13 protein-coding genes and 1 pseudogene are annotated in these 12,482 nt (G+C 56.1%); 3 read left to right on the plus strand and 11 right to left on the minus strand.

What is annotated here, in order from left to right; genetic code table 11:
* Positions 1-8: 8 nt before the first annotated feature.
* The 6 genes and pseudogenes from rdgB to clpS form a co-directional block, all read right to left on the minus strand.
* Entirely contained in the window at positions 9-644 is a 636-nt protein-coding gene (gene rdgB / locus FJV47_RS07245; RefSeq protein WP_159611515.1) for an RdgB/HAM1 family non-canonical purine NTP pyrophosphatase, read from the minus strand.
* Complete coding sequence (rph, locus tag FJV47_RS07250) at positions 641-1,375, minus strand: ribonuclease PH (protein ID WP_159611517.1); 735 nt, start codon at positions 1,373-1,375, stop codon at positions 641-643. Before rph ends, rdgB begins: the two co-directional genes overlap by 4 nt.
* 290 nt (positions 1,376-1,665) lie before the next feature.
* A pseudogene (locus tag FJV47_RS07255) lies at positions 1,666-2,460 on the minus strand (MBL fold metallo-hydrolase); the annotation flags it as partial.
* Entirely contained in the window at positions 2,457-3,380 is a 924-nt protein-coding gene (gene murI / locus FJV47_RS07260) for a glutamate racemase (protein WP_159611521.1), read from the minus strand. The pseudogene FJV47_RS07255 and the gene murI, both read right to left, overlap by 4 nt.
* Before the next feature lie 3 nt (positions 3,381-3,383).
* Complete coding sequence (locus FJV47_RS07265; RefSeq protein ID WP_159611523.1) at positions 3,384-3,962, minus strand: DUF2017 domain-containing protein; 579 nt, start codon at positions 3,960-3,962, stop codon at positions 3,384-3,386.
* 2 nt (positions 3,963-3,964) lie between these two features.
* On the minus strand, positions 3,965-4,249 hold the full coding sequence (gene clpS, locus FJV47_RS07270) for an ATP-dependent Clp protease adapter ClpS (RefSeq protein ID WP_159611525.1): 285 nt from the start codon (positions 4,247-4,249) through the stop codon (positions 3,965-3,967).
* Positions 4,250-4,390: 141 nt separating this feature from the next.
* Between clpS and FJV47_RS07275 the strand changes: the two genes are divergently transcribed.
* From FJV47_RS07275 to FJV47_RS07285, 3 genes are all read left to right on the plus strand, one after another.
* The gene (locus FJV47_RS07275) at positions 4,391-5,689 is read left to right on the plus strand and encodes a nicotinate phosphoribosyltransferase (RefSeq protein ID WP_159611527.1); all 1,299 of its coding nucleotides are present in this window, start codon (positions 4,391-4,393) and stop codon (positions 5,687-5,689) included.
* A 22-nt stretch (positions 5,690-5,711) separates the two neighbouring features.
* Positions 5,712-6,305 (plus strand): isochorismatase family protein, encoded by a 594-nt coding sequence (locus FJV47_RS07280; RefSeq protein WP_159611529.1) that lies wholly within the window; start codon positions 5,712-5,714, stop codon positions 6,303-6,305.
* An 84-nt stretch (positions 6,306-6,389) separates the two neighbouring features.
* Positions 6,390-6,974 carry a dihydrofolate reductase family protein gene (locus FJV47_RS07285; protein ID WP_159611531.1) on the plus strand — a complete coding sequence of 195 codons (585 nt, stop codon included), beginning with the start codon at positions 6,390-6,392 and terminating at the stop codon, positions 6,972-6,974.
* Here FJV47_RS07285 and FJV47_RS07290 read toward each other — a convergent pair.
* From FJV47_RS07290 to FJV47_RS07310, 5 genes are read right to left on the minus strand one after another with little or no spacing between them, the layout of a single operon-like run.
* Positions 6,971-7,597: a DUF998 domain-containing protein gene (locus FJV47_RS07290; protein WP_159611533.1), complete on the minus strand. Its 627-nt coding sequence runs from the start codon at positions 7,595-7,597 to the stop codon at positions 6,971-6,973. The genes FJV47_RS07285 and FJV47_RS07290 overlap by 4 nt on opposite strands.
* The gene (locus FJV47_RS07295) at positions 7,594-8,436 is read right to left on the minus strand and encodes a hypothetical protein (RefSeq protein ID WP_159611535.1); all 843 of its coding nucleotides are present in this window, start codon (positions 8,434-8,436) and stop codon (positions 7,594-7,596) included. Before FJV47_RS07295 ends, FJV47_RS07290 begins: the two co-directional genes overlap by 4 nt.
* Positions 8,436-10,154 carry a bifunctional lysylphosphatidylglycerol flippase/synthetase MprF gene (locus FJV47_RS07300; protein WP_159611537.1) on the minus strand — a complete coding sequence of 573 codons (1,719 nt, stop codon included), beginning with the start codon at positions 10,152-10,154 and terminating at the stop codon, positions 8,436-8,438. Before FJV47_RS07300 ends, FJV47_RS07295 begins: the two co-directional genes overlap by 1 nt.
* 34 nt (positions 10,155-10,188) lie before the next feature.
* Positions 10,189-11,955: a DEAD/DEAH box helicase gene (locus FJV47_RS07305; protein WP_159611539.1), complete on the minus strand. Its 1,767-nt coding sequence runs from the start codon at positions 11,953-11,955 to the stop codon at positions 10,189-10,191.
* Between the two features lie 55 nt (positions 11,956-12,010).
* Positions 12,011-12,262 (minus strand): DUF3039 domain-containing protein, encoded by a 252-nt coding sequence (locus FJV47_RS07310; protein WP_159611540.1) that lies wholly within the window; start codon positions 12,260-12,262, stop codon positions 12,011-12,013.
* Positions 12,263-12,482: the final 220 nt, after the last annotated feature.

Genomic DNA, 12,482 nt, shown 5'->3' on the forward strand with positions numbered 1-12,482 from the left:
TACTATACCTAGTCTTGCTTTAGCGCGTTGCCGACCACTTCGACAATGACCGGAAGCAACGCAGCGAAAGCCCGGGCGCGATGCGAAATCGCGTTCTTTTCCTCGGGCGTATGTTCCGCCATCGACTTGCCGGCACCGACCGGTTCAAAGATCGGGTCGTAGCCGAAACCATGCTCGCCAGCACGTTCGCTGCGAAGCACGCCCTCGACTTTGCCCAGTTCAACATGCTCCTGACCTTCAGGGGTGGCCAACGCGGCAGCACACACAAACTGAGCCTGGCGGTGCTCGGCTGCAATGTCCCCTAACTGCGCCAACAACAGATCAATGTTCGCTTCGTCATTACCGTGGACCCCGGACCACCGCGCAGAGAAAATTCCCGGCGCCCCGCCAAGCACATCCACGCTCAGACCAGAGTCGTCGGCGAGTGCGATGAGTCCGGTCGAAGCCGAAATCTCGCGGGCTTTCTTTAACGCGTTACCTTGGAAAGTTACTTGATCTTCCACCGGATCTTTGGCACCTGCAGTGGCAGCGTCAATGACCTGAGTATCAACATCAAGTCCGGGAACTGTCCCGCGCAGTAGTTCGCGTAGTTCCCGCAGTTTTCCTTGATTATGCGAGGCTAAAACTAAAACTGGTTCGCTCATTTGGCGTTCTTCAGAGTTTCGCGCTGAATCTGAGCGAGTTCATTGGTTCCACCCAGTGCTAGATCCAGCAAGGCGTCAAGTTCTTCGCGCTTGAACGGCGCACCTTCAGCGGTGCCTTGAACCTCAACAAAGTCGCCGGAACCGGTGACAACAACATTCATGTCGGTTTCTGCGCGGACATCTTCTTCGTAGGGAAGATCTAGCATTGGGGTTCCATCGATGATGCCAACAGAGATGGCGGCCACCGAGTCGGTCAGTACCTGGGCATTGGCCTTGACGATGCCTTCGGAGCGGGCCCACGAGAGCGCTTCAGCCAGTGCAACATAAGCACCGGTGATCGCAGCGGTGCGGGTTCCGCCATCGGCCTGCAGGACATCGCAGTCAAGCACGATGGTGTTTTCGCCCAGTGCCTTGGTGTCGACTACCGCACGCAGGGAGCGACCGATCAGGCGGGAGATCTCGTGGGTACGTCCAGAGAGCTTGCCCTTGACCGATTCACGGGAGTTACGGGTGTTGGTTGCGCGTGGCAGCATTGCGTATTCTGCGGTGACCCAGCCGGTACCTTGACCCTTAAGCCAGCGTGGCACACCCTCGGTGAACGATGCGGTGCATAGTACTCGGGTATTGCCGAATTCAATCAGCGCCGAACCTTCGGCCTGAGCGGACCAGCCGCGGGTAATGGTGATATCTCGAAGTTGCGCGGCTCCTCGGCCGTCAGCACGTAAAGTCATATCTCCATCCTAACCACGCTGGGGCGCCGTTCTTGAGCCGGCGTCCAAAGAGTTGCGGTGAAATACACCTCGCCAGGCAGAACACAAGAGCACCGCGAGAAAAGAAACTCCCATCGCTCGGTGCTCTGAACTCAGTTGTGTCGTTACTTTTTGCGTTTGAGCAACGGGAACTTGCGAGTTTTTTCGTACTTGATCGTTGGCAACGTTCCGGTCGGCGTTGTCAGGTAGTCGGTACCGCGCTCCCCTTTAAACAGGGTCGGGTCTTTCTCCTCTTTCAAACTGCCCGAGTACACACCGTAGGTCACACCAGAAACTGCCACGGCGATACCGCCGTCGTAGGTCTCCTTGGCTTCTTCAACAACTTTGTTAATGTCGGTCCACACCGGGATGTGCGTAAGTAACATACGCTCTGCTCCGGCTGCCGTAGCCATTTCTCCGGCACGTTTGCCAGTGAGGTGCACACCATCAATGGCATCGTCGCGGCCCTCTTCAAAGGCAGCTTCGCACAGGAACATATCAGCGTCTTTGGCCGCTTCAACCAGTGAGTCGCAGGTGTCGGTATCACCGGAATAGGTCAGCACACTGGTGAGCATTTGACCATCCGGGCCAGGCTCGGTCGCTTCCACCCGCAGGGCGTAGGCTTCTTCAATTGGGTGACGTACCGGGACCGGTGTGATCGTAAACGGGCCGATATTAACTGGCTTGTAAGGGGTCCAGACCTGGAAGTCATAATCCTTAGCCATGGTGTCACCTTCGGGCAACGAGTACGCTGTCTCAATTCGTTCGGCGGTGGCCTTGGGCCCGTGAACCAGCATGCGGTCTCGACCCCAGCCGTTGGGATCCCAACGGATTGCCACGTGCATACCGCACAAATCCATGCAGTGGTCCGGATGTAGATGGGAAATCATGATCCCATCGATATCTTTGATATCTGTGTAGCGTTGCAAAACGCCTAAAGCCCCGGACCCCAAATCCAAAAGGATCTTCCAGTCACGGGTGCCATCAAAGGCAGACACGAGGTAGCAGGACGCAGGCGAACCCGGTCCCGGGAACGACCCGGTGCATCCAATGATGGTCAGCTTCATTCGTTTCTCGCTTTCGACGCGGCAATCATCTGCGGAGTGATCCGCGCAATGGCGCCGGTCGGGTAATGGGCGGCTACGTGGTCCACGTGGCGCACCTGCAACACCTCAGGTCCGAGGAAACGGCGAGCCAGTACACCAAAACTATCAGCGTTGCCTGTGGCAAGGAACTCATGACTCGCCGGGTTGCCGTCTTCACGAACCAGCGAATGACGGGTCAACGCGCGGAATGCGTCCTTAGCGGTTTCTTCGGCGCTAGAAACTAAAGTGACGCCATCGCCCATGACATAGGAGATCACACCGGTGAGCAGCGGATAGTGAGTACAGCCCAAAATCAGCGTATCTACCTCGGCGGCTTGCAATGGTGCCAGATACTCTTGAGCGATCTCCAACAGTTCTGGGCCGGCGGTAATACCTGACTCCACGAACTCAACAAATCGAGGACAGGCCACCGAGGTCACCTGGAGGTCCGGGGCCGCAGCAAATGCATCTTCATAGGCACGGGAGCCGACCGTAGCCTGAGTACCGATGATGCCGATCTTGCCATTTTTGGTTCCGGCCACTGCGCGGCGCACCGCTGGCTGAATGACTTCAACCACCGGAATTCCATAACGTGCGGTGTAGCGTTCGCGAGCATCACGCAGGACAGCCGATGACGCTGAGTTACAAGCGATCACCAAAAGTTTTACACCGGCATCAACCAACTCGTCCATGACGCCCAGCGCGTTGGCGCGTACTTGCGCAATCGGCAATGGTCCATAGGGTGAGTTCGCGGTATCTCCGACATAGATAAGCGACTCACCTGGAAGCTGGTCGATAATCGCGCGAGCTACGGTCAGCCCACCAACACCCGAGTCAAAAATCCCGATGGGGGTATCAGAGTCGGGAGCCGAAACCTGACCAGTAGCAAAATATGAGTTCATCGATTAAAGCTCCGCATCCATCAGTGCGCTCATCAAAGTATCTTGGATCCACGAGACCAAGTTATAAACCAAGGCCAAGTATTCATCGGGGGTCTGCACCTCGGCCGCATCAAGAACTTCGGCGACCCTGGCCGCATCATCTTCGTTACGGATTTCCAGACGTTCAGAGAGGACAAGACGAACATCATTCAGCGCCTGAGCGAACCGTTGCGCACTGGGCTTTTGCAGGACAATCTTGTCGTTTTCCATCAAGAAGGCTGCTTCGCGCAAAGCGCCGATCTTTTGGGTGATCAGATCCGATTCGGTTAACCGTCGATGCTCGGCAGCAACCACAGCATCATCGCTGGCGTCTGGGAGCAGACGAGCCAGGGCCGGATCGGATACCTCGGGCAGATCCATTGACTCTGGACGCATCCCGGTCAACGCGTATAAAGGATCAATGTCTTCGGGAAGTTGATGTACCTCGGCTCGTTCTTCGAGCATCACGATGACATCGTTAAACAGTTCACGCAAGATTTTTCGTTCGGGCGAATGCAAGGTGCCGCTAATGCCGTGGGCACCGTATTTGAAGGCCTTGGCCACGCTTATGCCCCCTGAGTCATGGTCGCATTCAGACCATAGCCATGCATTGCCTGCACATCCGATTCGATGGCCTCCCGGCTGCCGCTACGTACCGTGCAGAAACCGTCATGGTGCACCTGCAACATGAGCTGCTCAGCCTTTTCCTTAGAGAAGCCAAAGTAGGAACGGAACACATATGACACGTAGTTCATCAAGTTCACCGGGTCATTCCACACAATCAAGCGCCATGGCTTTTCATTAGTCGTGGCGGTGTCAATTTCAGGAAGTACATCGGGCATAGCGGTCATAAGTTCCATTTTACGCGCCGATCGCCAACGCCACGCAGGACACGGTAAATATCACCTTGAGCGTGAGCCGTTATACAGTAAAACCGGTCGCTACTACTACCCGCGGCCCCGTTGACCCTTTTCGATCCTCAGGAGCGTCCCATGCGCACCAGCCTCTTCACCGACCACTACGAGCTGACCATGCTTCAGGCAGCGCTCGAGTCCGGTGCGGCCCACCGCCCATCCGTGTTTGAAGCATTCGCACGGCGCCTGCCCGAGGGTCGACGCTATGGCGTAGTCAGTGGTACCGGACGACTGCTCGAAGGTCTGGCCAATTTCCACTTTGACGATGAGCAACTGCGTTACCTCAGCGATCACAAAGTAGTGAACGCCGCCACCATCAAATATCTGGAGAACTACCGCTTTTCAGGCAACATTTCCGGCTATGCCGAAGGCGAGCTGTACTTCCCTAACTCTCCGCTACTGACCGTCGAATCGACCTTCGCCGAGGCTTGTGTCATTGAGACCTACTTGCTCTCGATCATGAACCATGATTCCGCCATCGCCTCGGCTGCCTCGCGAATGATCGCTGCCGCCGGCGAGCGCCCTTGCATCGAAATGGGTTCACGACGCACCCATGAAGAATCGGCCGTGGCGGCCGCCCGTGCAGCGATGATTGCCGGTTTCACCTCAACCTCAAATTTGGAGGCAGGGGCACGCTATGGGCTAAAGACCGTGGGCACCTCGGCACACTCTTTTACTTTGCTTCATGATTCAGAGCGTGCTGCCTTTGAAGCTCAGGTCGCTTCCTTGGGTAAGGACACCATCTTGCTGGTGGATACCTATGATGTGGAAAACGGTGTGCGTACCGCTGTTGAGGTGGCTGGACCGGAACTGGGCGGTGTACGTCTGGATTCCGGTGACCTAGTTCAGCAGGCTGGCTGGGTTCGCAAGCTACTTGATGATCTGGGCAACTGGAACACCAAGATCACCGTGACCTCGGATCTCGACGAGTACGCCATTGCTGCCTTGGCGAGCGCACCGGTTGATTCCTACGGGGTTGGTACTGCCCTGGTGACCGGTTCGGGACACCCGACCGCATCTATGGTCTACAAGTTAGTTGCGCGCCAGGACGATGCGGGTAGCTGGATTCCGGTGGCCAAGGCCGCAGCAAATAAGGCCAGCGTCGGAGGTCGCAAGCATGCGGTTCGCCAGCTCAATGAAAGAGAGCGCGCCATAGCTGAGGTTGTCTCCACGACTGCTCACACCATCGGTGGCCCAGAACGAGAACTAGTGGTTCCATTGGTGGTCAATGGTGAAATTGATCAGTCCTACATTGGAGCGTCCGGGGTCGAGCTGGCCACCAAGCGCCATCACGCCTCGATTCAGGAGCTACCTGGTGTTGCGCGCAAGTTGCAGCGTGGCGAGCCAGTGATTCCAACCGTTATGGTTCAGTCCTAAATTATCGCCTGAGGAGCCAGTCATGAGCCGAGCACTTTTGATCATTGATCTACAGCCTGATTTTTGTGAGGGCGGTGCTCTGGCCGTGGCTGGCGGTAACGCGGTGGCCGAGGCGATTGTCCAGTGGGTTACTTCGCGGAGAGGTAACTACTCGGCCGTGATCACGACCCAAGATTGGCATATAGCACCTGGAGATCATTTCTCAGATCACCCAGATTTTATTGATTCGTGGCCGGTTCATTGTGTGGCCGGCACACACGGCGCGACCTTACACCCGCTGATTGCTGAGCTTGAGTGCGACGCGCACTTCGCCAAGGGGCGTTTCGCCGCGGCATACTCTGGTTTTGAGGCTCGCGAGCTGAACACCACTGCAGATCTAGGCGATGAATCAGGTTTGTTGCTGGCCTCGTGGCTGCGCTCGCACCACATTGATTCCGTGGATGTAGTTGGTCTCGCCGCAGATCATTGCGTTCGTGCCACCGCTTTGGACGCTGTCTCCGAGGGTTTTGGCACCACCGTGATAACAGAGCTCACCGCAGCGGTCAGCATAGAGAATGTGCCAGCACTTCATGACGAATTACGCGCTGCCGGCGTTAGCCTCGTGAGCTGCAACTAATCCACAGCTCCAATCATCATTGACCGACTGTGGCTCGCCTGACATGCTAGGTGCACGATTTGCTGGTTGATGAATGGACTGGATATGAGAAAGCTCGTTTACTACGTTGCCGTCACCCTAGATGGCTTCATCGCTTCCCCAGACTCCTCGGACCCCAGTGACTCCGAGTTCTTCCCCATCACCGAAGACCTCATCAAATTTATTGTTGAGCACTACCCAGAAACATTGCCGGCACCGGCTCGTGCAGCCATGGGAATTACTGCCCCAGGTGAACATTTTGACACCGTTCTAGAAGGTCGTAATTCTTACGAAATAGGCGTCGTCGCTGGCCTGCGCGATGCCTACCCGCATCTTCGACATCTTGTCTTCTCGAAGTCTCTGGGCAGTGTTGGCGATGATATTGAAGTCGTTACTGATCATGGTCTACAACGTGTACGCGAGCTAAAAGCCGAGCAGGGTAAAGACTTGTGGCTCGTGGGAGGTGGCACGCTGGCCCACAGCCTGCTACCGGAGATCGACAGACTTGTGCTGAAACTGAACCCTTCGATCATCGGAGCTGGCATTCCACTATTTAATGGCCCCTTTGCATTCCACGAATTCCGCCCTACCCACGAGGTCCGCCTCGATGCGGGAGTGAGGGTTCTAACCTACGACCGGATAAATCACTAACGTGCCACTTGTTTATCGTGCCGAGCGATTTCCCAACAAAGCAAGGTGAATCCCAGTGTTTGGATCCTTTGCACCGCGCCGGGCAACAGTTTTTCAGAAGACAAGCTTGCGATTCCGGCAACTTGCGCCGCGATAACCGCTGGGCCGGCGAATTTGCGTAGTGATCCTTTCTGGAAACGATGTGCTTGCCAGTCGTGAAGGCACACCCCCGTTGCTGCCACACCTGCCACGGTGGTGGTCAGGTAATGAGAGTAGTGACTCAGCGTCCTGTGACCGGGGTACCCTTGGGCTTCTGGCCGTAAGTGATCATGTGAAATCGGGTAATCCAATGGACTCAGTGCATCAGCGATGGTGGCAATACCAAAAATCTTCAGACACGTTCTAAGCAAGACCGGGGCATGGGCCGGCGCTGTTGCACCGGCTGCCACAAACAAGCTGCCAGCGATCAAGTCACTGGCTTGAAAAATCCGACGGTGTTCCCGGTCTTTCGCTGCTAATTCTGAGAGCAACGTAAACCGCGGATCTAATTTCCAACCGAGCAATGCTTCGCTGAGGATCCCCGAAGAATAGATCAATGCAGCCCCATCGATCAGTCGTGAATAGAGTCTTCTTCGCGTGCTCATTGGCCTACCTGCTTTGAATCAGAATCGACAGGGTATTTCTCAGAGGAATCAGGCACAGCTCCTGGTTGTCCGGCCAGCCACAGCACTGCCCCGATGGCTAGAGCCAGCGCAACGAACTTGGCTACTTCCCATCCAGGCCGGGCAGCATCCCCAAATACCAGCATCCCAAACAGCCCCGGGATAATCACTTCAACTGCTGTGAACACCGCCGTTACCGCCGAAACAGCGCCAGTTTCCAGCGCACGGGTGTACCCAATCATCGCTAGCGCACCGCTGAGTACTACTACCCAGATCATCGGTGAAGCAATCAACATCCACCAGTGGACAGGTAGCTGAAGTCCTCGTCCTGCCAAGGCCGCCACGCTGGCGGCCAGACCCGCAAGCACGGAGAGCACCATGGGAGAAAACCACCGATGCCCCACCAGAACTCCCCCACCGATGATGACCAACGCGCCAATGAGCACCAGCTCCAATGAAGCCGGCGTCGCAGATGGCCGCTGCGCCCCGGTGGATAGGGCCAGGAGCACCAATCCTGCGACCATGAGCCCCATTGCGGCCCACGTGGCCGAGCGCATCGGTGTGGAAAATGCCTTGCGGGCCAAGAAAATCGTCACGAGCAGCGAACTAGCAACTATCGCTTGAACCGTAAAGAGCGTGAGGTGTTGTAGGGCCACCAAGGAACAGATCCACGCCACCGCGTCGAGTCCCAAACCAATCAGGTAGAGCGGATGGATGTAGATCTTGGTTCCGGTGGCTTTGCGCGCCGCCAGCGCTTCAAGCACCGAAGCGGTTCCATAGCCCACACTGGCAAGCACTGCCGCGAGGAGGTAGGGAAACATTAGCGTTGCCCAGCTTCGCTACGCGAACCGCGTACCGGCAAAGTCGGCAGGTTAGGAAGCTCTGTGATTCCCTCAGCTTGAGCCATTTGTAAGGCTTGGGCCAGCCAGAGGTCCATTGACCCCACGGCCGAATAGCGGGGTTGCCACTCGGGATCATATTTGGCATTGAACTTCCACAAGGAGGCCACCTGAGCATGTTTTGAGGCCTGTTTGGCGACGATTTTTTCAAATCTTGATGCTTGGCTGTCTTCTTCTACTGCTTCGCGCAGCACCGCAAAGTTCAAACCCAGACCACGTTGCCCGTCACGGACCATCTTGGCAATCATTTCGATGATGAGTAGATCCATCAGGCCACCGGGAACATCCTCGGCGGTACTACGACGCATAACATCCAAGGACCACCCATTAACAGCTGCTGCCGGTGTCCATTGAATAAATCCCTGGGCAACATCGTTTGCATCGATGGCGATAGAGAGCAGCAGTCCTTGATCCGCTGGATCAAAAAGCCTGGATAACGTCATAGAGAAGCCACGTTCGACTTCCCCGTGCCGGCTTTCTGTAGTGATCTGCTCAAGTCGTTGTCGCATCACATCACTCAGAAGCAGCGGATCAACATGTTCGACCCGGTATCCGGCACGAAGTAGACGGGCGTGTCCTTGACGCAACGACTTTGACTTCTTGCCGGCCAACGAGAATCGCTGAGCATCCACGATGGCTTCATCGCCAAGATAGACGGTACGCAACCCCGAATTTTTATAAATTTCAAGCCAGTCGGCTCCCGCGCCCAACACGCTCACCGCAAGTCCTCGACGCTCGGCCCAGAGCATGAATTCTTCCCAGATTTCTTCACGCTGTTCAACTGGACCAATAGGGTCTGGGGAGACTAGACAGCCTGAGCCGCGAACGCCATAGGCCACCACGGAGTCTTTGAGAAAGAACCATTCCTTGTCATCGCGCAGTCCAAAATAGTCCAAGGTTCCGCCACCATGGCGTTGAATGATTTTTCGAGCACGCTCACGATTTTCTAGATGCTCCCCTGCTCCCACAGTGCGCGAGTGAGTCGCCTCGTACCAATAAGACCCCGCCCACCACAGCAGACCAAAGAGGTACGCCGCAAGGACATCTATGCGCGGATGATTGCCGCGTTCATGCAGTTCGCCGCTAAGCGAGCCGAACATCATCGACAGTCCATCGCCCAAGCTCAAAGACTCGGCACGAAGATGATGGATCAAATGGCCGATGACAATCGAAGTTGCCACAACCGTTACACCCAAAGCTACCCACAGCGCCCGTCGAATCTGCACTTTGCTCGGCATAACTGGAAATGCCGGCCTATTCAGCCCCAGCCAAATGGATGCAGCAACGCTGAGCACTGCCACCGGCCAGTCGATAGATTTTCCTGAGTGAAAAAGTGCGATCAGCAGCAACCATATGATCGATCCGCCCCAAGCCAACCGATTGCCCGACCGCAGATACTTCGCTAGCACAAAAAGGCCAAAGGCCCCGAAAATGATATAGATGCGCGACAGCTGGTACAAAAACGGTGGGAACGTGGCCAACGGTCCGGAAAACAGCGCCGGCACCAACCCTGCCAGATGAACAAACAGTGGAGCTAAGAGACTAACCAAGCCAAGGGCTATGGCCAGATAGGACGCAACCGCCCGGACGCGATCCCTACGATGCACCCGAGCGGCTGGCAAAAGGTCAATACTGGGCATGCCTGAATTATGGCACTTACCTCAGCATTTCCAACTATTTGCGTCCGACAAACCAATCTTGCAATTTGTCGATCCGAGCTTGTAGCTGGTCCGCGGTGGCTTGTGGCACAGCCGGTCCGCCACACACACTACGCAGCTTATTGTGAATCTGTCCGTGCGGTGTTCCGGTTCGCGCTGCCCAGGCAGAAACGTTTTTGGACAGCTTGGTCCGCAACTCCATCATTCGCCGGTGATCCGAGACCGGTTCAGGCTTTGAGACGCCCTTGTTGATTTGCTTGTTCTGCTGCTTGCGCAACAGTTCGGAGACCTGATCGGTGTCCAGTAGGCCCGGAATTCCAAGGAAGCCAAGTTCCTCATCGCTACCGATGTCGGCGCCGGTACCAAATTCACCACCGTCAAAGAGCACACGATCAAAGGACGCTTGTGAGTTCAGCGCCTCAAACTTGCTGCGAACGAGATCGTCGCTAGCCTTGTCTTCCTTATTGGCCGCTTCAAGCAGCGAGTCGTCTAGGCCATCTTCGTCCTTGGAGCCTTCACGGTCCAAGGCATGGTCGCGCTCAACTTCCATCTCGTTGGCCAGGGCCATCAAAATGGGCACCGAAGGAAGGAAGACGCTGGCAACTTCTCCGCGTTTACGGCTACGCACGAAGCGTCCGACGGCCTGCGCGAAGAACAATGGGGTTGAGGTACTTGTGGCATATACGCCAACGCACAGACGCGGCACGTCCACGCCTTCAGATACCATGCGCACCGCGACCATCCACCGTGAATCAGATTCCGAGAAGTCGTCAATTTTCTGCGAGGCTTTGGGATCATCAGAAAGAATGGTGGTGACCTTTTCACCACAAATCGCTTCCAACTGAGCGGCATAGCCACGCGCGTCTTCATGATCGGTCGCGATGATCAAGCCGCCAGCATCCTTCACGGTACGGCGAACTTCTGACAAGCGTCGATCAGCGGCTTGTAACACCGAAGGGATCCAGTCGCCGTGCGGGTCTAGCGCGGTGCGCCAGGCATGGGCGGTGATGTCTTTGGTGAATCCTTCACCAAGGTTTGCTTCCATCTCTTCGCCGGCCGCGGTGCGCCAACGCATATTGCCCGAGTAAGCCATGAAGAGCACGGGACGAACCACATGGTCGGCCAGCGCGTTACCGTAGCCGTAGGTGTAGTCGGCTTTGGAACGTCGAATCCCGTCGCCTTCATCTACGTACTGAACGAAGGGAATCGGAGCAGCGTCGGAACGGAACGGAGTACCGGTCAACGCCAGACGGCGTGCGGCAGGTTCAAAGGCTTCGCGAATGCCATCGCCCCAAGAAAGGGCATCACCTGCGTGGTGAACCTCATCCATGATGACCAGGGTCCGACCGCCCTCGGTCTTGGCACGGTGTACCGCTGGCTTCAGCGATACTTGGGCATAGGTGACAACCACACCCATGTAGTGCGAGCCGTGGCGCCCGTCAGAGTTCTTGTAGTTCGGATCCAAGGCAATGCCCACGCGTGCTGCCGCATCCGCCCACTGCTTTTTCAGGTGGTCGGTCGGTGCGACAACGATCATGCGGTTGATCTTGCCCGAGTCAATCAAAACCTTAGCAAGTCGCAGTGCGAAGGTGGTTTTACCTGCACCAGGGGTTGCCACTGCCATGAAGTCTTTGGGTTCAGTCTCAAAGTACTGGGCTAGGGCTTCTGCCTGCCACGCACGAAGCTTGGGGCCGGTGCCCCAGGCAGTACGTTCCGGATACGCTAAAGGGAGTTTGTCTTCCAGTGGAAGCTTGTCACCAAAGTCAAAAAGTGTCTCGGTCATATACCTTTTCCCGGCCGCGTGCTGTGTGTGAAGTAGTGCTAATAAATCTTGGGCACTACCCCATCAAGGATTCGTAAACTTCCTTGCACTCAGGGCATACCGGGAATTTCTTGGGGTCTCGGCCCGGAGTCCAGACCTTGCCACACAACGCGATCACTGGTTCACCGGACAGCGCCGATTCCATGATCTTTTCCTTCTGGACGTAGTGCGCAAAACGCTCATGATCCCCGGCCTCGACACTCTGGGTTGTCTCGGTACGTTCGATCGTTGCTGTGCCGCCACGGGTTTCTTCAGACTGTTCCACCATGCCATCAAGTCTAATACGTTTTGAACTCACAATGGGTCGATCAACCATGGGAGCTTGTCCACACACCCGAGCCAAAACTCGCGGTAACCGGCTGTCACCTGCCCGATCTACACCCACAGCACGAGGCATAATTCACCGGGTTTTAACATCAAAAACGACACGGGATCATCAACCAAAAAGCTTGACGGTGATGTTCCCGTGTCGTGTGGAGGCGATGCTG

Source organism: Glutamicibacter sp. JC586 (assembly GCF_009805585.1).
GTDB lineage: Bacteria > Actinomycetota > Actinomycetes > Actinomycetales > Micrococcaceae > Glutamicibacter.